22 protein-coding genes are annotated in these 26,209 nt (G+C 64.8%); 15 read left to right on the forward strand and 7 right to left on the reverse strand.

The genetic code is table 11. The annotated features are described in order from the left end of the window. Window positions 1-9: 9 nt before the first annotated feature. Window positions 10-687, forward strand: a complete 678-nt coding sequence (locus M1D78_RS20515) for a hypothetical protein (RefSeq protein ID WP_437421790.1) — start codon at window positions 10-12, stop codon at window positions 685-687. A gap of 108 nt (window positions 688-795) precedes the next feature. Here M1D78_RS20515 and M1D78_RS20520 read toward each other — a convergent pair whose 3' ends face one another. The 3 genes from M1D78_RS20520 to M1D78_RS20530 form a co-directional block, all read right to left on the reverse strand. Continuing rightward, window positions 796-1,794 carry a GGDEF domain-containing protein gene (locus M1D78_RS20520; protein WP_437421791.1) on the reverse strand — a complete coding sequence of 333 codons (999 nt, stop codon included), beginning with the start codon at window positions 1,792-1,794 and terminating at the stop codon, window positions 796-798. Between the two features lie 137 nt (window positions 1,795-1,931). Beyond that, window positions 1,932-3,119 carry a delta-9 fatty acid desaturase DesA gene (desA, locus tag M1D78_RS20525; protein ID WP_437421792.1) on the reverse strand — a complete coding sequence of 396 codons (1,188 nt, stop codon included), beginning with the start codon at window positions 3,117-3,119 and terminating at the stop codon, window positions 1,932-1,934. A gap of 210 nt (window positions 3,120-3,329) precedes the next feature. Next, a complete protein-coding gene (locus M1D78_RS20530) occupies window positions 3,330-3,944 on the reverse strand; it encodes a hypothetical protein (RefSeq protein ID WP_437421793.1) in 615 nt (204 codons plus the stop codon). A 744-nt stretch (window positions 3,945-4,688) separates the two neighbouring features. Here M1D78_RS20530 and M1D78_RS20535 point away from each other — a divergent pair. The 10 genes from M1D78_RS20535 to M1D78_RS20580 all read left to right on the forward strand — a co-directional run bounded on the left by M1D78_RS20535 (window position 4,689) and on the right by M1D78_RS20580 (window position 18,373). Continuing rightward, the gene (locus M1D78_RS20535; RefSeq protein WP_457933605.1) at window positions 4,689-6,365 is read left to right on the forward strand and encodes a PAS domain S-box protein; all 1,677 of its coding nucleotides are present in this window, start codon (window positions 4,689-4,691) and stop codon (window positions 6,363-6,365) included. Between the two features lie 95 nt (window positions 6,366-6,460). Continuing rightward, a complete protein-coding gene (locus M1D78_RS20540; protein WP_437421794.1) occupies window positions 6,461-6,847 on the forward strand; it encodes a response regulator in 387 nt (128 codons plus the stop codon). A gap of 47 nt (window positions 6,848-6,894) precedes the next feature. Beyond that, window positions 6,895-9,297 (forward strand): PAS domain S-box protein, encoded by a 2,403-nt coding sequence (locus M1D78_RS20545; RefSeq protein WP_437421795.1) that lies wholly within the window; start codon window positions 6,895-6,897, stop codon window positions 9,295-9,297. Beyond that, window positions 9,297-9,683, forward strand: a complete 387-nt coding sequence (locus M1D78_RS20550) for a response regulator (RefSeq protein WP_437421987.1) — start codon at window positions 9,297-9,299, stop codon at window positions 9,681-9,683. The genes M1D78_RS20545 and M1D78_RS20550 overlap by 1 nt, the downstream gene beginning before the upstream one ends. Further along, window positions 9,676-11,304 (forward strand): diguanylate cyclase, encoded by a 1,629-nt coding sequence (locus M1D78_RS20555; RefSeq protein WP_437421796.1) that lies wholly within the window; start codon window positions 9,676-9,678, stop codon window positions 11,302-11,304. Before M1D78_RS20550 ends, M1D78_RS20555 begins: the two co-directional genes overlap by 8 nt. 156 nt (window positions 11,305-11,460) lie before the next feature. Further along, entirely contained in the window at window positions 11,461-14,340 is a 2,880-nt protein-coding gene (locus M1D78_RS20560) for a CHASE3 domain-containing protein (protein WP_437421797.1), read from the forward strand. Beyond that, window positions 14,337-14,726 carry a response regulator transcription factor gene (locus tag M1D78_RS20565; RefSeq protein ID WP_437421798.1) on the forward strand — a complete coding sequence of 130 codons (390 nt, stop codon included), beginning with the start codon at window positions 14,337-14,339 and terminating at the stop codon, window positions 14,724-14,726. Before M1D78_RS20560 ends, M1D78_RS20565 begins: the two co-directional genes overlap by 4 nt. After that, window positions 14,723-15,859 carry a YaiO family outer membrane beta-barrel protein gene (locus M1D78_RS20570; protein ID WP_437421799.1) on the forward strand — a complete coding sequence of 379 codons (1,137 nt, stop codon included), beginning with the start codon at window positions 14,723-14,725 and terminating at the stop codon, window positions 15,857-15,859. Before M1D78_RS20565 ends, M1D78_RS20570 begins: the two co-directional genes overlap by 4 nt. Next, complete coding sequence (locus M1D78_RS20575; protein ID WP_437421800.1) at window positions 15,849-16,973, forward strand: HEAT repeat domain-containing protein; 1,125 nt, start codon at window positions 15,849-15,851, stop codon at window positions 16,971-16,973. Before M1D78_RS20570 ends, M1D78_RS20575 begins: the two co-directional genes overlap by 11 nt. Further along, window positions 16,970-18,373: a glycosyltransferase family 2 protein gene (locus tag M1D78_RS20580; RefSeq protein WP_437421801.1), complete on the forward strand. Its 1,404-nt coding sequence runs from the start codon at window positions 16,970-16,972 to the stop codon at window positions 18,371-18,373. The genes M1D78_RS20575 and M1D78_RS20580 overlap by 4 nt, the downstream gene beginning before the upstream one ends. 98 nt (window positions 18,374-18,471) lie before the next feature. Here M1D78_RS20580 and M1D78_RS20585 read toward each other — a convergent pair whose 3' ends face one another. Further along, on the reverse strand, window positions 18,472-19,965 hold the full coding sequence (locus M1D78_RS20585; protein ID WP_437421802.1) for an aldehyde dehydrogenase: 1,494 nt from the start codon (window positions 19,963-19,965) through the stop codon (window positions 18,472-18,474). Window positions 19,966-20,167: 202 nt separating this feature from the next. Here M1D78_RS20585 and M1D78_RS20590 point away from each other — a divergent pair, with 202 nt between their 5' ends. Next, a complete protein-coding gene (locus M1D78_RS20590; protein ID WP_437421803.1) occupies window positions 20,168-21,487 on the forward strand; it encodes an omega-aminotransferase AptA in 1,320 nt (439 codons plus the stop codon). 123 nt (window positions 21,488-21,610) lie between these two features. Here M1D78_RS20590 and rpmG read toward each other — a convergent pair whose 3' ends face one another. After that, entirely contained in the window at window positions 21,611-21,766 is a 156-nt protein-coding gene (rpmG, locus tag M1D78_RS20595; RefSeq protein WP_045423166.1) for a 50S ribosomal protein L33, read from the reverse strand. 11 nt (window positions 21,767-21,777) lie between these two features. After that, a complete protein-coding gene (gene rpmB, locus M1D78_RS20600) occupies window positions 21,778-22,014 on the reverse strand; it encodes a 50S ribosomal protein L28 (RefSeq protein ID WP_025243688.1) in 237 nt (78 codons plus the stop codon). 380 nt (window positions 22,015-22,394) lie between these two features. On the opposite strand from rpmB, the gene M1D78_RS20605 reads away from it, so the two are divergent. After that, on the forward strand, window positions 22,395-23,183 hold the full coding sequence (locus tag M1D78_RS20605; RefSeq protein ID WP_437421804.1) for an IclR family transcriptional regulator: 789 nt from the start codon (window positions 22,395-22,397) through the stop codon (window positions 23,181-23,183). A gap of 6 nt (window positions 23,184-23,189) precedes the next feature. Here the strand turns inward: M1D78_RS20605 and M1D78_RS20610 are convergent, their stop codons facing one another. Continuing rightward, window positions 23,190-23,768, reverse strand: coding sequence for a TetR/AcrR family transcriptional regulator (locus M1D78_RS20610; protein WP_437421805.1), 579 nt, complete (start codon window positions 23,766-23,768; stop codon window positions 23,190-23,192). A gap of 96 nt (window positions 23,769-23,864) precedes the next feature. On the opposite strand from M1D78_RS20610, the gene M1D78_RS20615 reads away from it, so the two are divergent. Next, window positions 23,865-24,746 carry an alpha/beta hydrolase family protein gene (locus M1D78_RS20615; protein WP_437421806.1) on the forward strand — a complete coding sequence of 294 codons (882 nt, stop codon included), beginning with the start codon at window positions 23,865-23,867 and terminating at the stop codon, window positions 24,744-24,746. Between the two features lie 127 nt (window positions 24,747-24,873). Next, window positions 24,874-26,205, forward strand: a complete 1,332-nt coding sequence (locus tag M1D78_RS20620; protein ID WP_437421807.1) for a spinster family MFS transporter — start codon at window positions 24,874-24,876, stop codon at window positions 26,203-26,205. Window positions 26,206-26,209: the final 4 nt, after the last annotated feature.

A 26,209-nucleotide genomic window follows, 5' to 3' on the forward strand; every position in this document is an offset into this window, starting at 1 on the left:
CCAAACGCCGTGCGAATCGGAGCCGTTCTGCTAGGCATGCTGCTGGCGCACTCAACGCAGGCAGCCGAGCCCTACTCCTGCCGTAATGGCTTCTTTCCAGCGTTCGCTGGCGCGGTACGGCCAGCGGAGGTTGTGGCCGATGCCGGTCAACGTGTGCATTTTCGCGATGACGCGGTTGGCTGCCCGGAGCAGGCGTCCTGCATTCGACGCGCCTATCTCGTTAACGGTGACGAGCTCCTGGTCGGCCGGGAAGAGGACGGTTGGGCATGCGGCTGGTACTTCTCCAGCACGCGAGAGTTCGTCGGCTGGCTGCCGTCACGTCACGTCCGTACCGACGATGCAATGCCAGCACCGACCGCCAGTGACTGGGTTGGTCGCTGGCTTCCCATCGCAGGTGGCAATCGCATCCTCATCACCCATCCCTCGCCCGACAGCCCCTTGACCGTTGAAGGCGAGGCCATGTGGCAAGGCGGACGCAACAGCGACGGAGAGCCCATCGTTCACATTGGCGCCTTCTCCGGCCATGCCCGGCCTTCAGGCGACCTGCTGACGATCAGCGAAGGGGATGATGAATTCGATTGTCAGGTGACGCTGCAGCATGTCGCCGGCCATCTTGTGGTCACGGATAACAGCCGATGTGGCGGGCTCAACGTCCGGTTCGACGACGTCTACCGCAAAGCGGATTGATGCCGGTTCGAGACTGCCCGCCGAATGAAGCGCCGCCGATCTGCCCGCCAGTGAACGCCGGGGGCCGGCTGCTAGCCGGCCAGGCCAATCGGTATGTTCCGCCGCCAATCAGCCAACGATCACCTGGTTCTTGCCCAGGCGCTTGGCGGTGTACATAGCCGCATCGGCGCGAGCGAACAGCACGCTGAGATCGGGATCGCTGGCCCGCAGGTAGGTGACGCCGAGGCTCACGGTCACGCCGAAACGCTGGCCGTCGGCACTGGTGAAGACCAGGCGCTGAATCTCGCGCTGCAGGCGCTCGGCGATCTGTTCGGCAAGATCCGGCTGGCAGCCGGGCAGCAGCAGCGCGAATTCCTCGCCACCGATGCGTCCGAACAGGTCGCCGCGGCGCAGCACCGACGAGCCACACTGGGCCACGCGCTGCAAGACCTGATCGCCCATCTGGTGACCGTGGGTATCGTTGATGCGCTTGAAGTCATCGATGTCGAGCAATTGGAACGCCATGGGCGTGGCGTACTGGCGTGCCAGGTCGAACTCGCGCTGGGCACATTCGAAGAAGTGGCGGCGGTTGCTGCTCTGGGTCAGCACATCGATGGTGGCCAGACGCTGCAGTTCACCTTCAAGTTGCTTCTTTTCGGTGATGTCCTCAGCGATGCCAACGATGATCGGCCCGTGAGCGGTATCGGCGCGGCGCGCGACGAAACATTTGTCGCTGAGCCAACGCAGCTGCCCATCGGCACGGATGATGCGGTACTGGCGTTCTTCGACGGCGCCCTTCTCGAGCACTTCGAGCATGGTCTGCTGAGCATATTCGACGTCGTCGGGGTAAACGCTGTTGCGCCACTCGTCGAAGTTGGCCAGCAAGAGCGCGGCGGAGCGACCGAAGATCTGCTCGTAGGCCGGGCTGACATAGATCATCTGCTGAGCCTTCCAGTCGAACGCCCAGAGCACCGCATTGACCGCGCCCATGAGCGTGCTGAACAGCTGCTCGCGCTCGCTCAGCCGCTCGACCTCCGCCCGCGCATGCATCAGCGCTAGAAGGGTTTGTGTCTCGGACGGCGGGACGATGCCCTGGCCTGTTTCTCTGCGCTGCTTCAACAGATTCATACCTGCGTTCCGGAAAGGCGGCAGGCACCGGCGGCGCCGGGGCAGCTGTCGCTGACAAAAGAATGCAGTTGAGAGAGTGCCGCCTAACTAAAGTTCCGGCCGGCGCGATTGCCGCCAATCGCGCCGATCAGAGGTCGTCAGCGGGCGATGGCCGGCGCCAACGAGTAGGTCCGCAGCTGCTCGGCGAACTCGCGAAGCGACTGAATGCCACTCGCTTCGGCGTCCTGCACCCATTGTTTGATGGCGTTGAGCATCTCGTGACCATTGGCGCTGGTGCGCGTCCAGATCTGTTGCAGCGCCAGGCGCTGTTCGTAGATCACCTTGAGCGATTGGCTCTGCTCCAGAATCACCGCGATGCGAGCGTGCTGGTCGTCTTGCAGCAAGCTTGGCTCACGCGCCAACAGGCGCTTGGCGCGGCGCAGGTGGTGACGCACCGAGGCGTCCGCACGCTCGACTTCCAGGCGCACCAGCGGGCCGATTACCTGCTTGCGGTACTGGGCCATGATCTGAAAGCGGTTGTTAAGGATCGCCATGGCGCTGTCCATGTCGAGCTGGTGCTTGTCGTCGACCCGATGCGCGATGGGTGCGGTGCGGTTGACCTTGGCCAGCCCCAGCAGGCTGAACAGCTTGATCCAGGCCCAGCCCATGTCGAACTCCCATTTGCGCACCGAGAGCTTGGCCGAGTTCGGGTAGGTGTGGTGGTTGTTGTGTAGTTCCTCGCCACCAATGAGGATGCCCCAGGGCACCAGATTGGTCGCCGCGTCACGGCATTCGAAGTTGCGATAGCCCACCGCGTGGCCGAGGCCGTTCACCACGCCGGCGGCCCAGAACGGAATCCAGATCATCTGCACCGCCCAAACCGTCAGGCCGAGGGCGCCGAACAGAGCCAGGTCGATGGCCAGCATCAACACAATGCCTAGGTTGGGAAAACGCGAATAGAGGTTGCGCTCGATCCAGTCGTCCGGGCAGTTCTTGCCGTAGATGCGCAGGGTGTCCTCGTTTTTCGCCTCTTCCATGTAGAGCTCGGCGCCACGCCGCAGGACGGTACCCAGCCCCTTCTGCACAGGGCTGTGCGGGTCTTCGGCGGTCTCGCATTTAGCGTGGTGCTTGCGGTGGATGGCCGTCCACTCGCGGGTGTTCATGGCCGTGGTCAACCACAGCCAGAAGCGGAAGAAGTGCTTGAGCCCGCCGTTCAGCTCGAGCGAACGGTGCGCCGAGTAGCGGTGCAGGTACACCGTCACGGAGACGATGGTGACGTGAGTCAGAAGCAACGTGACCGCCACCACTTGCCAGGCGGAGAGGCCAAGAAAACCGGAATGCCACATAGAAGGTGCTGCCTCGTATTGGAAACGCGGGCCCGCGATCTCGGACCTGCCCACATTATTCGCTGCTGTGCGCCGAGATACGTCCCCCGTCCGTCGTTCATCCATGCTTTTTCGTTTCAGGGTCTGACAGAAATCATTCAAGCCGCCGATAAGCCAAGCATGCCACCAGGCGGCAGCACCACATATCCAAGGCTCGTTGCGATAATGGCATCACGCCACTAACCTGCCGCACCGGCCCGGAACCCCTTGGGGATCACGAGTCCAATCCTTACATGCAGCGATGTCCGGTCCCCTTTCTCGATGAAAACGATGCCCCGCACCACCGACCCGCGCTGGATTCTGAGCGTCGGCAGCCTCCTGCTGGCGTTGCTGTTTGGTGGGCTGGCCGTCAATGACTACCGCGCACGCGGCGCGCTCCAGGCGCTGCAGATCGAGCAGCAGGGCGAGCTGCAAGCGCTGGCGCTGCGCAGCGCGCAACGGGGGCTCGAGGAGCGTGCGCGGGTATTGGCGACAGCACTGAGCGCGAGCCCGCAGACCCTGCGGCTGGTCCGCCAGGCTGACCGGGCCGTCAATGCCGGTGCCGAGTGGGACGGCCCGCGCCTTGGGCGCATCCGCGCACAATTGATCAGCTCGCTCACCCCGACCTGGACCACCATGACGGCCAATGGCGCGCTGCAGCTGCAGATTTACTGGGGCAAGACCGGCATCGCCCTGGTCCGCATGAACGACGTCGACGCCTATGGCGACGCCGTGGCCGACCGCCGACCGCTGCTCTACCGCGCGCTGACCCAGGGTCAGGTCGTCTCCGGGCTGGATATCGGCCACCACAGCGCCGGCAACCGCGCCATCGTCCCCATCCGCGCCAGCAGCAGCCTGGACAGCGAAATAATCGGTGCGCTGGAAGTGGGCTTCGGCATCCTGCCACCGCTCGACGCACTTGGTGACGAACTCAACGCCGGGGTGGGCCTGATGGTCAATCGCTACGAGCTCGAAGAAGTGCTCTGGAAATTGCCCATCGGCATTCAACTTCCCGGCCTCGACGGCTGGCTGCTCAGTGCCCACTCAGCGCCGCAGATCCTGCACTGGGCGCAGCAGCGCACACTCCCCGCACCGGATTCCGGCCAGGCGCTGCGCCTGCTCGAAGCCGGCGGGCGCCGCTTCCTGTTCAATCAGGTGCCCTTGCACGACGTGCGCGCGGAGGATGACCCGACGCGCCTGCCCATGGCCGTCGCCGTGGCCTGGCGCGACGTTACCGAAGCACTGGGCGAACACCAACGGGCAGAGCGGCGAATGCTATTCAAATGGGGCCTGGCCTGGCTCACCGCCGAGGCACTCCTGCTCACCCTGGCAATCTTGCTGCATCGCCGCGGCGTGGTGCAGCGCGCCCACCGCATCAGCTCGCTCAAACAGGAGCGCAAGCGCAAGCGACTGTTCGAGCGCGGCCAGAAGATTGCCAGCTTGCTGCCCGGCATGGTGTACCAACTGCGCCGCACGCCCGACGGCCGCTTCAGCTTCCTCTATGCCAGCGCCGGCTCGCGCGACCTCTATGGCATCGAGCCCGAGCAGCTGATGAACGACGCCTCCGTGGCGTTTTCAGCGGTCTACGAGCCTGATCGCCAGAGCCTGCGCGCCGCGATCGAGCAGTCGGCCACGGCACTCGGCGGCGCCAGCACACGCTATCGCATCAACCACCGCGACAAAGGGCTGATCTGGGTGGAAGTCCGCGCCACCGCCGAGCGCCTGCGCGACGGCTCGACCCTCTGGCACGGCTTCGTCGCCGACATCACCCCGCTCATGAGCACTACCCTGGCCTTGACCGAGAGCGAGAGCCGCTTCCGCAGCATGGTCAGCAACCTGCCCGGCGCGGTCTACCGGCGCGGCGCCGACCGCTCGCTGCGCTACCTCAGCGACGGTATCGAGCGGCTGACCGGTTTCCCGGCGACCGACTTCCTCGCGCCGGGCACGCGCGACTACGCCAGCCTCGTCCACCCCGAAGACCGTGGCGAACTGCTGCGCAACGGCCAGGACCAGACCGAGCGCAGCTACCGCCTGATCAATGCCAGCGGCGAAACGCTATGGGTGCAGGAGATCAGCCGCGCGCTGCGCGATGCCGGCGGCAAGCTGCAGGGGTACGACGGCTTCGTCTGGGACGTCACCGCACGCACCCTTGCCGAGCGCGAGGCCCACGAACGCGAGCGTTACGTACGGCTGCTGATCGCCAACGTGGTCGACGCGATCATCATCATCAACCAGCGCGGCGAGATCGAAACCTTCAACCATGCAGCCGAGCGCACCTTCGGCTACAGCGAACAGGAAATGCTCGGGCAAAATCTCTCGATGCTCATGCCCGAGCCGCACCGCGCCGCACACGATGGCTATCTCGACGCCTATGAACGCCGTGGCGAAGGGCGCGCGCTGGAGCAGAACCGCGAATTGCAGGCAGTACGTCGCAACGGCGAGCTGTTCCTCATCGAGCTGCGCGTCTCGGAAATTCGCCACCGCGGCGAGCGCAAGTTCATCGGCCTGGTGCGCGACATCACCGAACGCAAGCGCATCGAGCAGATGAAGAGCGAGTTCGTTTCCATCGTCAGCCACGAGTTGCGCACCCCGTTGACGTCCATCTCGGGCGCCCTGGGCCTGGTCAACGGCGGCGCCGTCGGTGAAGTGCCGCCAGCGATCGGGCAGATGCTGACCATTGCGCAGCAAAACGCACAGCGCCTCGGCCTGTTGATCGATGACCTGCTGGACATGGAAAAGCTGATCGCCGGCAAGATGACCTTCAACCTCGATGTACAACCCCTGGAGCCGCTGCTCGCCGAGGCCTTGCGCGCCAACCAGGGCTACGCCGACCAACACGGCGTGCGGTTCGAATTCGGCGAGCGGGTGACCGCCCTGGTGCGAGTGGACGCCCACCGGCTGCAGCAGGTGCTGGCCAACCTGCTGTCCAACGCGGCGAAATTCTCACCGCCCGGGGCAGTCGTAACCCTGAGCAGCCGCCGCCAAGGCGATCAGGTCCGCGTGGCCGTCCGCGACGTGGGGCCGGGCATCCCGCAGGCATTTCGGCACCGGATCTTCCAGAAATTTTCCCAGGCCGACTCCTCCGACACCCGCCAGAAGGGCGGCACCGGGTTGGGGCTGGCAATCAGCAAGGAGCTCGTCGAGCAGATGCACGGGCACATTGGCTTTGATTCCGAGGCGGGCCAAGGCGCCTGTTTCTGGTTCGAGCTGCCCGCACACGACGCCTGATAACGGACTATTTTCTCTGGGACGGCATGAACGCACGCAGCGGAGATGGCACACTGCTGCATCGTTCGCTGCGTACAGACCGATGGAGGCACCGCATGACCGAGCTGAAGCGGATATTGCACGTCGAGGACGACCCGTCCATCCAGGCCGTGGCGAAAGTCGCGCTCGAAGCCATTGGCGGTTACGAGGTGCTGTCCTGCTCATCCGGTGCGCAGGCGCTGGCGGAAGTCGAGCGGTTCGCCCCGCAGTTCATCCTGCTGGACGTGATGATGCCCGGCATGGGCGGCCCCGAGACCCTGGCGCGGCTGAGCGAGCGCGTGGATCTCAGCCAAGTGCCGGTGGCTTTCATGACCGCCAAGGTTCAGCCCAGTGAGATCGATTACCTGCGCAAGCTCGGCGCGCGCGACGTGATCATCAAACCCTTCGACCCGATGCGCCTGGCCGGCCAGATCCGGACGATCTGGGAAGACAGTCGCGCCTGACCAATGGCGTTCCATTTACATGCGAGCACGCGAGGCAGGGTAGCCACATGAAGCCAGACGAGACGCCGACCAGCGTACCGACCCCGCCGCGCGAGTTGTCCCGGCTGGCCACCCTGCTGCGCTACGAAATCCTCGACACACCGGATGAATCGGCCTTCGACGATTTCACCCACCTCGCGTCATACATCTGCCAGACGCCCATCGCGCTGATCTCGCTGCTCGATGATCGCCGCCAGTGGTTCAAGAGCCGCCAGGGCCTGGAGGCGAGCGAAACGCCACGCGAAATCTCTTTCTGCACGCACGCCATCGAGGGCCCGGAGGTTTTCGAGGTGACCGATGCGCTGCAGGATCAGCGTTTTTGCGACAACCCACTGGTCCAGGGCGATCCGAAGATCCGCTTTTACGCCGGCGCGCCGCTGACGACGCCGGACGGCTACAACCTGGGCACCCTGTGCGTCATCGACCGCAAACCGCGCCGCCTCAGCACCGAGCAGCGCGAGGCGCTGGCCACGCTGAGCCGGCAGATCATGCGGCTGTTCGAGGAGCGCCTGCAGTCGCACCGCTATGCCGAGCAGGCGGCCATGCAGCAAGCACTGCTCAACAGCGCGGCCAGCGCCATGCTGGTCACGTCCGCCGACGGGCGCATCTCCGGTGCCAATCCGACGGCCGAGCGCCTGTTCGGCTATTCCGAGCCCATGCTGATCGGCCAATCGCTGACCGACATGCTGTTCCCGCGCGACGCTCTGAGCCGCCGCGCGAAAATCCTCAGCAACGAGTTGGGCGAAACCGTCGAGCCCGGCTTCGGCGTGCTCACCGCCCCGCTCATCGAAGGCCGCCGGGAGATGCGCGAGTGGCGGCTGCTGCACCGCAACGGCGGCAACGTGCCGGTGCTGCTGAACGTCTCGGCCATCCATGACGAGCGCGAGCTGCTGCGCGGTTACGTCGTCAGCGCCTACGACCTGGCCCACCAGGAGCACTTGCAGCTGCGCCTGCAGCAGATCGCCGCCCAGGTACCGGGCATGCTCTTCCAGTTCTGCTGGCGACCGGACGGCAACAGTTCCTTTCCCTATGTCAGCGAGGGCGTCGAGGACATTTACGGCCTCAATGCCTCGGAGATGGACCCGAGCATCGGCCCGGTCTACAACAAGATCCATCCGGACGACCGGACGCGCGTCCTGCAAAGCATCCGCCAGGCCGCCAACACGCTATCGCCCTGGCATCAGGAGCACCGCATCGAGCACCCACGCAAGGGCCTGATCTGGGTCGAGGCGCGTGCGACGCCGCTGCGCCAGGCTGACGGTTCGGTGCTCTGGCATGGGCTGGTCACCGATGTCACCGAACGCAAAGCCGAACAGTTCGAACTGGACAAGCAGCAGGAGATGAACCGCCGGCTGCTCGACGCTCTGTCTGAAGCCGTGGTGGCCTGCGATGCCGAAGGCCATTTGACGCTATTCAACAACGCCGCCCGCATGTGGCACGGGCTTGATGTGCAGAACGTCCCGCCGGAACGGTGGGCCGAGCACTACCAGCTGTTTCATGCTGATGGGGAAACGCTCCTCAGCGCCGATGAAGTTCCGTTGATGAGGGCGTTGCGCGGCGAGCGCATTCGCAATCTCGAGATGACCATCGTCGCAAATGGCACGCCACGCTACCTGCTGGCCAACGCCGACCCGATGTATGCCTCCAACGGCGAGCAGAGCGGCGCCGTGGTGGTTTTGCATGACATCACCGAACGCAAGCAGATCGAAATACTGCAGCGTGATTTCGTTTCAACTGTCAGCCATGAACTGCGCACGCCGCTGACATCCATCACCGCCTCGCTCGGGCTCATCTGCGGGGGTGTCATGGGGGAGGTGCCCGAAGCGCTGGTCGAGCTGCTCGACATCGCCCACCAGAACAGCAAGCGTCTCAGCGCACTGATCGACGACTTGCTCGACATCGACAAACTCTATGCCGGCAAGATGCGTTTCGAACTGGAAGTACAGCCGTTGCGCCCGTTGCTCGAACAGGCGGTGCGCAGCAATCAAGGCTACGCCGACAGCTATGGCGTCAGCATCCTGCTCGGCGACAGCCCGGAGGTGGAGGTCAAGGTCGACACCATGCGCCTGCAGCAGGTACTGAGCAACCTGCTATCCAACGCGGCGAAATTTTCGCCTCGCGGGGAGTCGATCGAACTCTGGGCAAACCCCTGCGCTGACGGCGGTGTGCGCGTCAGCGTGCGCGACAAGGGCCCCGGCATCGCGAACGCCTTCCGAGACCGCATCTTCAGCAAGTTCGCCCAGGCCGATTCGTCCGACACACGCCAGCAGGGCGGCACCGGCCTGGGCCTGGCGATTAGCAAGGAACTCATCGAGCACATGGGCGGGCAGATCGGGTTCGATTCGGTCGAAGGTGCCGGCGCCTGCTTCTGGTTCGAACTGCCCGGTGAACCGCAGGAGGCGTCGTCATGATGAAACCGCTCAAGCGCATCCTGCACGTCGAGGACGTGCCATCGATCCAGGTGGTGACGCGCATCGCGCTGGAAAAGCTCGGTGGTTTCCAGGTCTTGAGCTGCGCAACGGCCCAGCAGGCGCTCGACGAGGTCGAGGCCTTCGCCCCGGACATGATCCTGATGGACATGCTGCTGCCGCAGATGGACGGCCTGGAGCTGCTCCGTCAGATGTCCACACTGATCGACCTGCAGCAGATCCCGGTCGTCCTTCTGACCGGCCAGAACCAGCCCGCCGAACTCGCCGAGCTGCGCACGCTGGGCGTGCGCAAGCTGCTGCAAAAACCCTTCGATCCCTTGCAACTGGCCACACAGCTGAACGAGATATGGGAAACAGAGCATGACTGATGGCAGTGACACGCTGCTCAACCAACTGCAGGCCCTGACCGACCGATTCGCCGAACGCCTGCAACAGGAACTTCCGGAACTGGCCGCCCTCGCCGGGCAGCTGCAACAGGCCCGGGAACACGAGCAGCGCCGCGAAAGCGTGCGCGAGATCCGCGAGCGGCTGCACCGGCTCGCTGGCGCCGCTGGCACCTTCGGCTTCGCCACGCTCGGCCAGCAGGCACGGCAGTTGGAACAAGGCGCAGACCGCTGGCTGGATGCCGCCAAGCCGGGCGGCCAGGCGTTACGCGAGTTCGCCCAGTTGGTCGAGCAATGGGTGACGCAAGCCCTGGCCGCACCCGCCAACCCCACGGCCAAGCTGCCCGACCCGGAGGCGTCACACCCGGCCGGCTGCCGCGTCTACCTGCTCGAAGCGGACCGCCAGGCCGGCGAGCAGATGTGCCAGACCCTCGGCAATTTCGGGTACGACATGCTCCAGTTCGCCGAGCTCGGCACGCTGGAAGCCGCCATGCTCGCGCAACGGCCTGACGCGCTGATCGTCAGCCAGCACGATGGCGAGCTGCAGCCCATCGCCGACCTGCAACACGCGCTGACCGCGCCGGTGCCGCTGATGGTGATCAGCCAGCACCTGGACTTCGACAGCCAGCTCGCGGCCGTACGAGCCGGCGCCCACGGCTATTTCACTCGACCGGTGGACATCACCGCGCTGGAAAACAGCCTCGAGCACTGCCTCAATCTGCAGCTGAGTGAGCCGTACCGCATCCTCATCGTCGACGACGATGCCGACCTGGCCGCCCGCTACAGCCTCGTCCTGCGCAATTCGCAGATGCTGGTGGAGATCCTCAACGACCCCAGCGAGCTGTTCGAGACGCTGCATACCTTCAACCCGGAAGTGCTGCTGCTGGACGTCAACATGCCCGGCTGTTCGGGCCCGGAGCTTGCGCAGATGATCCGCCTGCACGCCGAATGGCTGCGCGTGACCATCATCTACCTGTCCGCGGAAACCGACATCAACCGGCAAATGGCCGCGCTGCTCAAGGCTGGCGACGATTTCATCACCAAACCGATCAGCGACAACGCCCTGATCGCCGCAGTGTTCTCCCACGCCAAGCGCGCGCGTTCGCTGAGCAATGCACTGGCTCGCGACAGCCTGACTGGGCTGCTCAAGCACGCCGACATCAAGGAACAGGTCGCGCTCGAAGTGCAGCGCGCGCAGCGCAACGGCAAGCCGGCCAGCGTGGTGATGATCGATCTCGACCACTTCAAGCGGGTCAACGACCAGTACGGCCACGCCGCCGGCGACAACGTCATCCGCTCGCTCGCCAACCTGCTGCGCCAGCGCCTGCGCCGTATCGACAGCCTCGGGCGCTACGGCGGCGAGGAGTTCGTGGCAGTCCTGCCGGACTGCACCGCCGAGCAGGCTCAGCGGGTGCTCGACGAGATCCGCCAGCGCTTCGCCGCGCTGACCTTCCACGCCGGTGATCGCACCTTCAGCGTCTCGCTCAGCGCCGGCATCAGCGAAGCCGGCAGCAGCGTCCCACCGGGTAGCCTGTTAGAGCAGGCCGACCAGGCGCTCTACGAGGCCAAGCACAACGGGCGCAACCAGGTGCGAATCGCACGGTAGAACGGATCGGCCGCGAGCGAACCGCTTCCCTCTCGCGCGACTCCAACTACACTGAGCAGGGCCGGCTAGCGCATCACCGGCTCTAGCCTGCCGTGTTGGCGCCTGTAGAAGCCTGTGCTCCAATACGGCGCACCGCCCTGCTGAAGGAGTCCGGTTTTGCCTGCAAGACCTGCGATTAGTTGGCACTCGCTCGCGTTCCTATCCGCGTTCATCGTGCTCGTCGCGCTGGGCTGGCAAGGCAAGCGCACCCAAGATGCCGTCCTTGAGACCAATCAGTCGGTCAGCCAGAGCCTGGAAATCATTACCGCGGCCCAGGCCATGCTGTCCTCGCTGCAAGACATCGAAACCGGTTCACGCGGGTTCGTGCTGACGGGCGAGCCGAGCTACCTGGAGCCCTACGAGATCGGGCTAGAGCAAATCGAGACGCACCGTCGCAGCCTCGAACCCCTTGTCGCGCAACGTGATTTCCCCGATCAGCGCTGGTTCGAACAACTCGACCGCAACATCGCCGAACGGCTGGTGATCGCCGACGCGAATATCCAGGCGCGCCGGGAACTGGGCCTGCAGGCGGCAGCCGAGCGCCTGCAACGCGCCGGCGGCAAGCAGATCATGGACCGCCTGCGCGTCCTGCTGAACGCGGTGGAACAGCGCGAGCGCCAGCGACTGGCCGCCGCCAACCAGGCCGTCGCCGATACGCTCGACCGCAGCCGCCACCTCGCCGTGATCGGCACGCTGCTGATCGCCGCGCTGTTCCTCGCTGCGATGTGGGCAATCCGCCGTAACCTGAGCATCCGCCAGGCGTTGGCGGTCAAGGCGCAGGCCGGAGAAGCCCGGCTCGGCGCCTTGCTGCAGGCCATCCCCGACGACCTCTACGCGCTCGACCCCAAGCGCCGGGTAACCGCGCTGTCTGCAACGAACGGCACGCGCACACCGGCCCCCGCCGCGATCGAGCCCGTGCTGATCAATCTGCTGGACCAGGCCGACCACTCGCTCGAGCTGCGCGAGACCAACTGGTGCGAGATCGATGGCCAACGAACCTTCGAGGTACGCCTGGCCCCGACCGGGCTGGGCGACCATCTGGCCATCGCGCGGGACATCACCGAACTGCAGCGCAACCGGGACATACTCGAGGACCAGAAAGTCTTTCTGCGGCGGGTCGTCGACACTGATGAAAACCAGATCTTCGTGCGCGACGACCAGGGTCGTTTCCTGCTCTGCAACACCGCCTTCGCCGAATTGCTGGGCTGCCAACCGGAAACCATCGAGGGGCATCGAAGCGAGGAAATCGCACAGGCGCACCTCGTGCTGCCATTACTGCAAGGCGAAACCGACCTGCTCTGCGGCAGTGGCGAGCTGCGCATCACCGAGGTCAACGTGACCGACACGCAAGGCCACGAGCGTTGGCTGCAGGTGGTCAAGCGGCCCATGACGCTGTCCGACGGCGCCTGCTACGTGGTCACGGTCGCGGTCGACATATCCTTGCGTCGCCGCATCGAGCAGATGAAGACCGAGTTCATTTCTACCGTCAGCCACGAGCTGCGCACACCGTTGACCGCCATTCGCGGCGCCCTCGGCATGCTGGTCGGCGGCGTGGCCGGGGCGATCGACGACGGCGCCCGTCCGCTCCTCGACATCGCACATAAGAACAGCGAGCGCTTGGTGCGCCTGATCAACGACATCCTCGACATCGAGAAGCTCGAAGCCGGCCGTTTGCCGTTCCATTTCAGCCGTTGCGACGTGCGGGCGCTGATCGAGCAGGCCCTGGCCGATCTCAAGCCATACGGCGACGAGTATCGCGTCAGCCTCGTGTTCGACCTGCCGGCGGACACAATGCCGACCGAAGTGAACATCGACCCGGATCGCTTCGTGCAGGTAATGGCTAACCTGCTGTCCAACGCGATCAAGCATTCACCTGCCGGCGGCGTGGTCAGCGTCGACCTGCGCCGCGACGGGAACACGCTCGAAGTGGGCGTTCAGGATCGCGGGCAAGGGATTCCGGAGAGTTTTCGGTCGCGAATCTTCGAACGGTTTGCCCAGGCCGACTCGTCGGATGCCCGCAAGCGCGGCGGTACCGGCCTTGGCCTGGCAATCACCCGCTCGCTGGTGCAACAGATGCACGGACGTATCGGCTTCGACTCGCAAGAAGGCCAAGGCACCCGCTTCTGGCTGCGCCTGCCGCTGGAGTTGACCCCGGCGCAACCGACCGGCCCGGCTAAACCGGCACCGCTGTTGGTCCCCGAGCCACCGGCGGCGCGGCGCCAGGCGCGGATCCTGGTGCTCGAACCCGATCCCTCGGCCGCCGAACAGCTGGCCTCGGCCTTGCAGCAGCACGGCTACGCCACGCTGGTCGCCGAGACGGGCTTGCAGGCACGGGAGCTCCTGGCCGAGTTCAGCATTCAGGCGCTGACCCTGAGCCCGGCACTGAGCGACGAGGACAGCATCGCCTTCCTGCAGAACCTGCGCAGCCAGAGCGCCTATCGCCACCTGCCGGTGCTGATCGTCAGCCTGCAGCCGCAACGACGTGACAATGACGATGGCGTGCTGCGTGGCGGCGCGGTGGGCGTGATCGACTGGTTGCACAAGCCGATCGATCCGTCGCGCGTGATGGACGTGGTGCGTGCGTGCCTGGCGAGCAAAAGCGAACGCCCGCGCTTGCTTCACGTCGAAGACGATGAGGACTTGCGCGTGTTGCTGGCGCGCCTGGTCGAGCCGTTGGAGATCGACCTACAAGGCGCCGGCTCACTGGCCGAGGCGCGCCGGCTGATCGACCGCGAGCACTTCGACCTGGCGATTATCGACCTGATGCTTCCAGATGGAGACGGCAGTGAATTATTCGACCAACTGGCTCAAACGCTTCCGCCGCCGCCAGTCATCATTTTTTCGGCAATGGATTCCCCTGTGCACGATAGCCGCCTGGCCTTGCGCCAACTGGTCAAGTCACGCCACGACGGCAACGAACTGGCCGCGCTGATTCAGCAACTGCTGCACCACTGGCCACCCGGCCAGCTACCGGAACATGACGAGGTCAATGCATGAGCGAATCCGCCAACCCGCGCATCCTGATGGTGGAGGACGAGGAGGACATCGCCTTCCTCATCCGTTTCATGCTCGAGCGGCACGGATTCAGCGTCGAGCACGCCGCCGATGGGCGCCAAGCACTGGACAAGCTGGCCAACTCAGCGCCGCCAGACCTCACACTGATGGACATCATGCTGCCCTACCACGATGGGCTCGAACTGGTCGAACGCCTGCGCGCACAGCCGGGCTGGGAAAGCGTGCCGGTGCTGATGCTCACCGCCAAAGCCCGCGAAGTGGACATCGTCCGCGCCCTGGAACTGGGCGCCGATGATTACGTAACCAAGCCCTTCCAGCCCGAGGAGCTGCTCGCCCGCATCCGCCGCCTCATGAGGCGGCCGCGATGAGAGGAGCCTGCCTGGCCGTTGCCGCATCCGCCGCCCTGCTCGCCCCGCTGGCCCTGGCCGACGTCGCCACCGCGCGGCAGCAGGTAGAAGCAGAGCAGCTCGACGCCGCCGAAGCCACGCTGCGCGCCCACCTGGCCGAGCAACCTTCCGATGGCGAGGCGCTGTTTCTGCTGGCACGGGTTCATGCCTGGCAGGGCCGCCCCGAACAGGCACTGCCCCTCTACGAGCGCCTGTTGAGCGAGGAGCCCGGCAATGCCGACTACTTGCTCGGCCAGGGTCAGGCGCTGCTCTGGGCCGGTCGCCCGCAAGCGGCGCTGGAGCCGCTGGAGCGCGCCGCCGCCATCGCGCCGGACTATGCCGAAGTCCAGCAGGTCATCCAGCAGGCACGCGCCGCGCTGACTTCGCCGGTGACCACGACCAGCCCGGTCGCCACGGTGCCGACCCAACGTCGTCACGAGCTGGAGCTGTCGGCCCGCCAGGACTGGCTCGATAACGGCTTCGACGACTGGCGCAGCCAGCGCCTGGACTACACCTCGACCCAGCCGGAGGGCCTTGGCTGGTACGGTGCCCTGCTGCGCGAGCAACGTTTCGGCGAGTGGGACGAAGGCGTCGAGGCCGGCGCGGTGATTGCGCTCGACGAGAACTGGACGCTGCAGCCGGAAGTCGGCTTCCAGCCGTCGCCCTATTTTCTGCCCGAATGGCATGCCGACCTGCGTCTGCAGCGACGCTTGCCCGCGGGCTACCTCGGTGCCGCCAGTATCCGCCGAACCGAATACGAGACGACGCGCGTCGATCGCCTGGCGCTGAGTGCTGAACGTTACTGGGGCGCCTGGCGCGCCGGTTACACGCTGAACATCACTGATGTCGCCAACGCCGGCACGCCCATCGGCCACGACGTTGCGCTGGATTATTTCTATGGCGGCCTGAGCTACGCTGGCCTGCGCCTGACCGCGGGCGAGGAAGAGGCCGTCGAGGAACAGCAACTGATCACCAGCGACGTCAGAGCCATCAGCTTGCAAGGGCGCCACTGGCTCGACAGCCGCTGGGCGCTGACCTGGGAACTGGGCCATCACGAGCAGGGCGATTACTACACGCGGCGCTGGCTGCAGATCGGTCTGCGGCATGCTTTCTGACCTGATCACCCAATGCCCGCCCTGGCTGTGCGAGCTACCCGCCCAAGCCTGGCTGTCGATCTGGCCAGAAGACGGCATCCTGCAATTGGCACTCTGGTGCGCGCTGGGTTTGGGCGCGCTGACCATGCTGGTGATGGTGCAAGTGATGCTGCTGGGCGAGGTGTCCCGGCGCCGCGCCGCCCGCCGCCAGCAATTCAACGACCAATGGCGGCCCTTTTTCGCGCTGTGCTCGCTCGGCGATGAACTGCCCGAGCCGGTACCCGCCCTGCCGCGCGGCCGCCAGCTGTGGTTTCTGCTGCAATGGAACCGCACCCAGCTGCAGTTGCGTGGCGCCGCGCGTGAACGAATGAACCGCGCGCTGATCGCCCTCGGCATGGACCGCCAGGCGCTGGCGCTGCTGCGGGGGCGCGTGCGCAGCAAGCTGATCGGCCTGACCTGTTTGCGCAACCTCGCAGACCCAGCGCACTGGGACGCGACGCAACCCCTGCTGATGAGCCGCAACCTCACCGTCTCGCTCGCCGCGGCCCAAACCCTGATCGCCATGGACGCCACCCGCGCGATGCGATTGATCCTGCCTGCTGCCGTGACCCGGCCGGACTGGGCATTACCGCGCCTGGCCAACCTTTGCCAGCAAGCTGGCGAGCAGACCGTGACCCAGCCGCTGCTGATTGCCCTAACCAGCTCGGAGGATCCACGCCGCGAACGGCTTATCCCCTTGTTGGCTCACGGCGAACCCCGGTACGCCGCGCCCTGGGCACGCGCGCGCCTGGAGGAAGAAGCGCCGCCGGAACAGCTGCAGGTCGCACTGCGCTGCCTGAGCGAGCTGGGCGATCCACGGGATCGCGGCCGTCTCCTGCGCGCCCTGCAGCATGACCAACCCAACGTACGGCTGGCGGCACTGCAAGCATTGGACAAGCAGGCCCGCAGTGAAGATAGCGAAGTCTTCCTGCCGCTGCTCGCCGATACCAGCTGGTGGGTCCGTCAGGCCGCCGCGGACAGTCTAGCGCGGCTCCCCGGCGTCACGCCCGAACAGCTACAGACGCTGCTCATGCAGGTCGAGGACCGCTACGGCCAGGACGCCCTGCGCCGCGCGATTGCGGAGGTCAGGCGTTGACGATTGACTGGCTGTGGTGGCTACAACTGGGCTTCATCCTCTATTTCCTGCTGCTCAACGGCATGTACCTGCTGCTCAACGTGCTGTCGATGATCAGCCTCATGGGCTATATCCGCCAACGCGCCGAGACGGGCGAGATTGCGCCCTACCTGGGTGTCGAACCTCCCGTCTCGGTGCTGATGCCGGCGTACAACGAGCAAGCGACGATCCGCACCTCGGTCCGTTCGATGCTGCAGCTGCAGTATCCCGAGTTCGAAGTGGTGGTGATCAATGACGGCTCCAAGGACGACACCCTTGCCGTTCTGATCGAAGAATTCGAGCTGGTGCCGCACCCCGAACCCCTGCGCCAGGCCGTGCAGCATCAACCAGTGTTAGCGATCTACCGTTCGCGGCGCTACGCCAACCTGCGCGTCATCGACAAGGCCAACGGAGGCAAGGCTGATGCGCTCAATGCCGGAATCAACGCGGCGCGCCACGGGCTGTTCTGCGGCGTGGATGCCGACTCCATCCTGCAGCGCGACAGCCTGCTGCGGGTCGTTCAGCCCTTCCTCGAGGACGAGCGAACTGTAGCGGCCGGGGGCACCGTGCGTATCGCCAACGGCTCAGAAGTGCGTGGCGGTTTTCTAATCCGCGCCGGGCTGCCGCGTAACTGGCTGGCACGCTTTCAAATCGTCGAATACTTGCGCGCCTTCCTCTTTGGCCGCCTGGGCTGGTCGCCGATGAATGCCGTGCTCATCATCTCCGGCGCCTTCGGGCTGTTCGCCCGCGAGCGGGTGATGGCTGTCGGTGGCTATCGCACCGACACCGTCGGCGAGGACATGGAACTGGTGGTACGCCTGCATCGCTATCACCGCGAACACCGCATCCCCTACCGCATCCGCTACCTGCCCGACCCGATCTGTTGGACCGAATGCCCTGAAGACCTCGGCACCCTCGGCCGCCAGCGCAGCCGCTGGCAACGCGGCCTGGCCGAAAGCCTGGGCCGCCACGCACGCCTCGCCTTCAGCCTGCGCGGCGGCACGCCTGGCTGGCTGGCATGGCCCTTCATGGCCTTGTTCGAATGGTTGGGGCCGCTGATCGAGCTGGTCGGCTATGGCTTCATGATCGGCGGCTTCGTGCTCGGCGTCGTGTCCTACGCAGCGCTGGCCGCCTTCCTGCTCGTCGCGATCGGCATGGGCATCCTGCTCTCGGTCAACGGCCTGCTGCTGGAAACCATGTCGTTCCGCGTCTACGAGCGCCGCCGCGACATGCTTCGGCTGTTTCTGATGGCCGTGCTGGAGAACTTCGGCTATCGCCAGCTCAACACGCTATGGCGCTGTCGCGGCCTGTGGCAGTGGTTTTCACGTCGCAAACATCAGTGGGGCGCGATGCGCCGCAGCGGGCAGTGGGGGCAAGGCTAGCTGACCGTTAGAACAGCAGGGCGGAGCACGCCTCATCGATCCACCGAAGCTGTGCAACAAGGTGGATGTCAAACGCGACATCCACCCCACGGGTGTCGTCAGATCTTGATCCAGGTCGCCTTCAACTCCGTGTACTTGTCGAATGCATGCAACGACTTGTCCCGACCGTTGCCGGACTGTTTGAAACCGCCAAAGGGTGCGGTCATGTCACCGCCGTCATACTGGTTGACCCAGACGCTACCGGCCCGCAACGCACGGGCTGTGCGGTGGGCTTTGGATATATCGGCGGTCCATACCGCGGCGGCCAGCCCGTAGAGGGTGTCATTGGCAATGCTCACGGCCTCGGCCGCCGTATCGAAGGTGATCACCGACAGCACCGGGCCGAAAATTTCCTCGCGGGCGATCTTCATCGCATTGCTGACGCCATCGAAAATGGTCGGTTCGACGTACAGGCCGCCGGTATCCTGCATCGTCCGCTGCCCACCGATCAGCACCTTAGCGCCATCGTTGCGACCGGCCTCGATGTAGCCAAGCACGGTATCGAGCTGCTGGGTATCGACCAGTGCGCCGACATTGGTCGCCGGGTCCAGCGGATTGCCCGGCTTCCAGCCTTTGAGCGCCTCGACCACCATCGGCAAGAAGCGCTCCTTGACCGAGCTTTCGACCAGCAACCGCGAACCGGCCGTGCAGACCTCGCCTTGGTTGAAGGCGATGGCGCCGGCGGCGGCCTTGGCGGCAGCCTCGAGGTCCGGCGCGTCGGCGAAGACGATGTTCGGGCTCTTGCCGCCAGCCTCCAGCCAGACGCGCTTCATGTTCGACTCACCGGCATAGATCATCAGTTGTTTGGCGACGCGGGTAGACCCGGTAAAGACCAGGGTGTCGACGTCCATGTGCAGCGCCAGTGCCTTGCCCACGGTATGGCCGTAGCCGGGCAGCACGTTGAGCACACCCGCGGGGATGCCTGCCTCGATGGCCAGCTGTGCCACGCGGATGGCGGTCAGCGGGGACTTCTCGGACGGCTTGAGCACCACGGAGTTGCCCGCGGCCAAGGCGGGGCCGAGCTTCCAGCACGCCATCATCAACGGGAAGTTCCACGGCACGATGGCCGCCACCACGCCCACCGGCTCGCGCGTAACCAGACCAAGCTGGTCGTGCGGCGTCGGTGCGACTTCGTCGTAGATCTTGTCGATCGCCTCGCCTGCCCAACGCAGCGCATTGGCCGAGCCGGGTATGTCGACGCCCAGCGAATCGCTGATCGGCTTGCCCATGTCGAGGGTTTCCAGCAGCGCCAGCTCCTCGGCGTTGGCCTGGATCAAGTTGGCGAAGCGGATCATGGTCGCCTTGCGTTTGGCTGGCGCCATGCGCGACCAGACACCGGATTCGAACGCCATACGCGCACTGATCACGGCGCGGTCGGCGTCGGCCTCGTCGCAACTCGCCACTTGTGCCAGCACCCGCCCGTCGACCGGGCTGATGCAGTCGAAGCTGGCGCCGGCGCTGGGCGCGGTGTATTCGCCCTGGATGAAGGCCCGGCCTTCGATGCGCAGGTCGCGGGCACGCTGTTGCCAGTCGGCGAGAGTCAGGGTGGTCATGGGGCGTCCTCGGTGTCTGTCGAATGATCGGTAGGGCACCCTAAACCAGCGGCGCCGGGGCTATCAATATTTTTTACGCGGCGCGCTCCATCGCCTTGTTTTGTTCGTTTTATTAAACATAGACTCGCCGAAACCGCTGTGCGCCCGGGTGCTGTCGCGCTACAGCATAGCCGCCCAACCCGACGTCCTGCCGGAGCCCTCCATGACCACCGATCGTGCCGCATCAGCCGAACATTTCTGGATGCCCTTCACCGCCAACCGCCAGTTCAAGGGCAACCCGCGCCTGCTGGAGCGTGCCGAGGGGATGTACTACACCGACACTGAGGGCCGACAGGTCATTGATGGGACGGCCGGGCTCTGGTGCTGCAATGCGGGCCATGGTCGGCGTGAAATTACCGAGGCGGTAAGCCGGCAAATCGCCCAGCTCGACTTCGCCCCAACCTTTCAAATGGGCCACCCGCTGCCCTTCGAGCTGGCCGAGCGCCTGGCGTCGATCAGCCCAGCTGGACTGAACCGCGTGTTCTTCACCAATTCGGGATCGGAATCGGCCGATACCGCGCTGAAGATCGCGCTGGCCTACCAGCGCGCCATCGGACAGAGCAGCCGCACCCGGCTGATAGGCCGCGAACTGGCGTATCACGGTGTGGGCTTCGGTGGTGTCTCCGTCGGCGGCATGGCGAACAACCGCAAGGCGTTCGGCACCCTGCTTCCCGGCGTCGACCATCTGCCACACACGCTCGATCTCCCGCGCAACGCGTTCTCCCGTGGGCTGCCAGTTCACGGGGTAGAAAAGGCCGACGAACTGGAACGGCTGGTCACGCTGCATGGCGCCGAAAACATTGCCGCGGTCATCGTCGAACCGATGTCCGGCTCGGCGGGAGTGATATTGCCGCCGGTGGGCTACCTGCAGCGGCTGCGGGACATCACGCGCAAGCATGGCATTCTGCTGATCTTCGATGAAGTGATCACCGGCTTCGGTCGGGTCGGCGAGGCGTTTGCCGCGCAGCGCTGGGGCGTCACGCCGGACATCCTCACCTGCGCCAAGGGGCTGACCAACGGGGCCATTCCGATGGGCGCGGTGTTCGTCGACGAGACGATTCACGACGCCTTCATGCGAGGCCCGGAAAGCACCATCGAGTTCTTCCACGGCTACACCTATTCCGGTCACCCGGTGGCTTGTGCCGCGGCGCTGGCAACCCAAGAGATCTATCAACGCGAGAACCTGTTCCAGAAGGCTATCGAGATCGAAGGCTATTGGCAGGACGCCTTGTTCAGCCTGCAAGGACTGCCGAACGTGGTGGATATCCGGACCGTAGGTCTGGTGGCTGGCATCCAGTTCGCTTCCCATCCTGACGGTGTGGGCAAGCGCGCCTACGAGATATTCAGCCAATGCTTTGCCGACGGCCTGCTGGTGCGCGCCAGTGGCGACACCATCGCCCTGTCGCCCGCACTCATCGTCGAGCACGAACACATCGACGCGATCATCGACCGCCTGGCCGACGCCATTCGCAAAACGGCCTGAACGATCCGCTGGCCACGGGCGGCGCCAACCGAAGGGGCCGCCTGCCACGGCGCGATGCGTAACCGGATGCCAGAAACGAAAAAACCCGCCAATTGGCGGGTTTTCCTTCAAGGGGCCGATCAATTACTTGATCTTGGCTTCCTTGTACATCACGTGCTTACGCACGACCGGATCGTACTTCTTGATCTCGATCTTGTCGGGCGTTGTGCGCTTGTTCTTGTCGGTGGTGTAGAAGTGGCCGGTACCGGCGCTGGACACCAAACGGATCAGGTCACGCATGATAGTTCTCCTTAAACCTTTTCGCCGCGAGCGCGGATTTCAGCCAGGACAGCGTCGATGCCGCGCTTGTCGATGACGCGCATGCCTTTGGCAGTCAGGCGCAGACGAACGAAGCGGTTCTCGGACTCGACCCAGAAGCGATGATGCTGCAGGTTCGGAAGAAAACGACGACGGGTTTTGTTGTTTGCGTGGGAAATGTTGTTCCCGGTTACCGGACCCTTACCGGTAACTTGACAGACTCTCGACATGCCTCAGCCCTCTAAAACCACATGCCCAACCCGGCATGGGTTGGCCGCTTGAAATCACTTGTCTTTCGGCGCTCAGCGCCACGTTTCATTGGGGTCTTACCGGCTACGCAGCAAGCGAAGAAACCGGGCCCCTAGAAAAGAGCGCTGCTTTATATCAGAAAGCCCCCCACGCAACAAGCACGGATTCACCCTAGGAAACGGCCACGGATGCCGCAGCGCCGCCGGGCTGCAGGGTTGCGCCGCCTCGGCGGCTAGCGCCATTCGTCGCCGCGTCGCGCCTTTGTTTTACTCTGCGAAATCAACGGCCGTTTTGGTTACCATGGCGACCACCGTTACCTTGGCGGCGCGATGCCTGCCGCCCACAGACAGACCGAGACAGCATGAGCGACGTAGAAGACATCGATACCGAGAACCCCAAGGACCGCAAATTCGTCGAGGCGCTGTCGCGCGGGCTGGACGTGTTGCGCGCCTTCACCCACGGCTCGGTGGTCATGGGCAACCAGGACATCGCGCGTATCACCGGGCTGCCCAAGCCAACGGTTTCGCGCATGACCTACACCCTGACCAAACTTGGCTACCTCAGCTATTCGCAGCAGCTGGAAAAATATCAGCTCGACTCCGGCGTGCTCGCACTGGGCTATGCCTATGTCTCCAATCTGCGCGTACGCCAGCTGGCCAAGCCCTACATGGACGAATTTGCGCGCAGGACCAACACCACCGTGGGCCTGACCTGCCGCGACCGACTGTCGATGATCTACATCGAGAACTGCCGCCCCGCTGAGGTTTCGACGCTACGCATGGATGCCGGGGTGCGCCTGCCGCTGGCCACCACCGCTGCCGGCCGCGCGTTTCTCGCCGCCACACCCGATAAGGAACGCGGCCATTTGATGGCTGCACTGGAGACCAAGTACGGCGATCAGTGGCCCGCAATGAAGCAGTCGCTGGAGGAGTCGTTCGAGGAATTCCAGCAACACGGCTTCTGCCTGTCGCTCGGCGACTGGGACCGCAATGTCAAGGCCGCCGGCGTGCCGTTGCACCTGGCTGACGGCAGCATCATGTCGCTGACCTGCGGCGCGCCCTCGTTTCAGCTCAGTGAGGAAACGCTGAAGGGCTCGCTGGCGCATCAGCTGGAGATGCTCGCCCGAGATATCGAAAGCCTCGGCGTGTGACCCCACTCAAGCCCGGACGCTGGCCCAGGCGATCTCAGCGAGCAGCTCGCGACAATCCGCCAGCGCCGTGCGCGAGCGACCGGCCAGCCAGTTGCGCGCCATGTCGTGGCACGGGCCGATGACTACGGCGAGAAAACAATCGCCTGGCATTCGCCGGAATGCACCGCTTTCACGGTGGCGTCGTAGGATGGCCCCGACCCGCTCGCCATGGGCGCGGTTGACGTCCCGTAGCTGCTCCCCCAGCTCCCCTGCCTCGACCCGGCCGCGGTTGTGCAGGACGAAGCGCGCCCAGTCCGGATTCGCCACTACCCAGTCGATGTAACTGGTCACGAACAAGCGGACACACGCCTCCGCATCCAGCGTTTCGATCAGCCCGGCTTCTAGTAGCGCGGCATATTCCCCAATGCCTTCCATATAGAGGGCCGCAATGATCCGCTCGCGGTTGCCGAAGTGATGGTAGAGGCTGCCAATGCTGGCGCCCGAGCGGTCACGGATCATCTCGATGGTGGTCGCCTCGACACCGAATTCGGTGAAACAGGCGAGCGCGGCCTGAAGAATTTCCTGTTTGCGGCTACTGCGGGCCATCCGGCCTCCATTACTAGAATTATTTTCTAGAGTAATTTTCTTCTCGCCCTATACTGCACCGATCGCGACGGTCCAGAAAGCGTGGAGAACAACAAGATGGCGACGATACAGGTAGAAGAACATTCGATCGATAACGGCAATGGCCACCAGCTGGCGAGCCAGTGGTACCGTCCGGCAGGCGCGTTTCAGGGTGCGGTATTGATCGCCCCAGCCATGGGCGTACCGCAGCGCTTCTACACGGACTTCGCTCGCTGGCTGGCCGAGCGCGGCTATCTCGTGGTGACGTTCGACTACCTGGGCATGGGCCGCTCGCGCCAGGTGCCGCTGCGGCAGCTGGACATCGACATCCTCGACTGGGCGCGCCATGACTGCAGCGCCATGCTGGCCCGCCTGACCGACGCGGCGGCGGGCCGCCCGCTGTACTGGATCGGACACAGCGTCGGCGCGCAAATCCTGCCTTTGGTGAGCGGCCATGAACGCCTGGCCCGCATCGTCACCATTGCCGCCGGTAGCGGCTACTGGCGCGAAAACAGCCCGCAGATCCGTCGCAAAGCGTGGCTGCTCTGGCACGGTCTGGCCCCTACGTTGACGGCTATCGCTGGGTACTTCCCAGGCGGCCGCATCGGGGCGGTTGGCGACCTGCCCGCCGGCGTGATCCGCCAGTGGCGCCGCTGGTGCCTGCACCCGGAGTACCTGATTGGCGTGGAGGGGGAATCTGTTCAGCGCGCCTTCGACGCCGTTCGCACGCCGCTAACCTCGCTGTCGTTCAGCGACGACGAAATGATGTCGGCACGCAACACTGAATCGCTGCACAGCTTCTATCGCTCCGCGCCAAAGACCATGCACCGCATCGATCCGCGAGACGTGGGTGCCAAGCGCATCGGACACTTCGGCTTTTTTCGGCGCAGCTTCGCTGACAGCCTCTGGACCCGCTGGTTGCTACCGGAGCTGAGCGAAAAAGGCCGCACGGCCGCCTAGGATAATTTCGCACAGCGAAACACTTGCAGCATATTTCGAAACATATGCGGCCGTTATTGATCTTGCCCTCTGGCTGATCTCCTACAAGAGTGAGGAGGCTGAAAAGCCACTTGCTATCGGAGCTGCCATGTCCAACAACAATAACGGCTATCCGTCGAGCACCCGCGCCTGGATGACGGTCGCGATCCTGATGCTCGCCTACGTCCTCTCGTTCGTCGACCGGCAGATCCTGAACCTGCTGGTCGAGCCGATTCGGCGCGATCTCGATATCACCGACACCCACATGAGCCTGCTGATGGGCTTCTCGTTCGCAGTGTTCTACACCATCTGCGGTGTTCCTATCGGGCGCCTCGCCGACCGCAAAAGCCGCCGCGGCATCATCGCGATCGGCGTGTTGGTGTGGAGCCTGATGACCGCCCTGTGCGGCACGGCGCGCACGTTCTGGCAATTTTTGCTGTTTCGTATCGGCGTAGGCGTGGGCGAGGCCGCGCTGTCGCCCTCGGCCTATTCGCTGATCGCCGACAGCTTTCCGCCCAAGCTGCGCGGCACAGCGATGAGCGTGTATTCGATGGGCATCTACATCGGCTCGGGCCTGGCCTTCCTACTGGGCGGGCTCGTGGTCAAGTTCGCCTCGGCGCAGGGCGATGTCGCCCTACCCATACTGGGCATGGTGCGCCCCTGGCAGCTGATCTTCCTGGTACTGGGCGCCGCTGGCGTGCTCTTTACCGCGGTACTTCTGGTGATTCGCGAACCTTCACGCAAGGGCGTCGGGGCGGGCATCGAGGTTCCGCTGAGCGAAGTGGCTGGCTACATTCGGCAGAATCGCTGCACCGTGCTCTGCCACAATTTCGGCTTCGCCTGCCTGGCGTTCGCCGCCTATGGCAGCTCGGCCTGGATTCCCACCTTCTTCATCCGCACCTACGGCTGGTCGGCCAGCGACGTCGGCGTGCTCTACGGCTCGGTGGTGGCGGTGGCTGGGTCATTGGGCATCATCGCCGGAGGGCGGCTATCCGATCTGCTGCACCGCCGCGGCTACCGCGATGCACCGCTTAGAGTCGCGATCGTCTCTGCCGCGTTGACCTTACCGCTCAACCTCGCCTACCTCGCTGGCAGTGGCGAGCTTGCGCTGACGCTGATCGCCTTCCACGTCTTCACCATCGCCATGCCCTTCGGCGTCGGCCCGGCGGCTATCCAGGAGATCATGCCCAACGCCATGCGCGGCCAGGCGTCCGCGGTCTACTTGTTCGTCATCACCATGGTTGGCCTCGGCATCGGCCCGACCGCCGTCGCGCTGGGTACCGACTTCGTCTTTGGCGACGACAACGCCCTGCGCTACTCGCTGCTGATCGTCACCGGCATCGCCCTGGTCGGCGCAATCATTCTGCTCAGCATCGGCCTCAAGCACTACCGCGCCAGCCTGGATCGGTTGGAGGCGTGGAAGCCGAAGGCCGCGACATAGTGCA

The organism is Pseudomonas sp. SA195 (assembly GCF_054131565.1).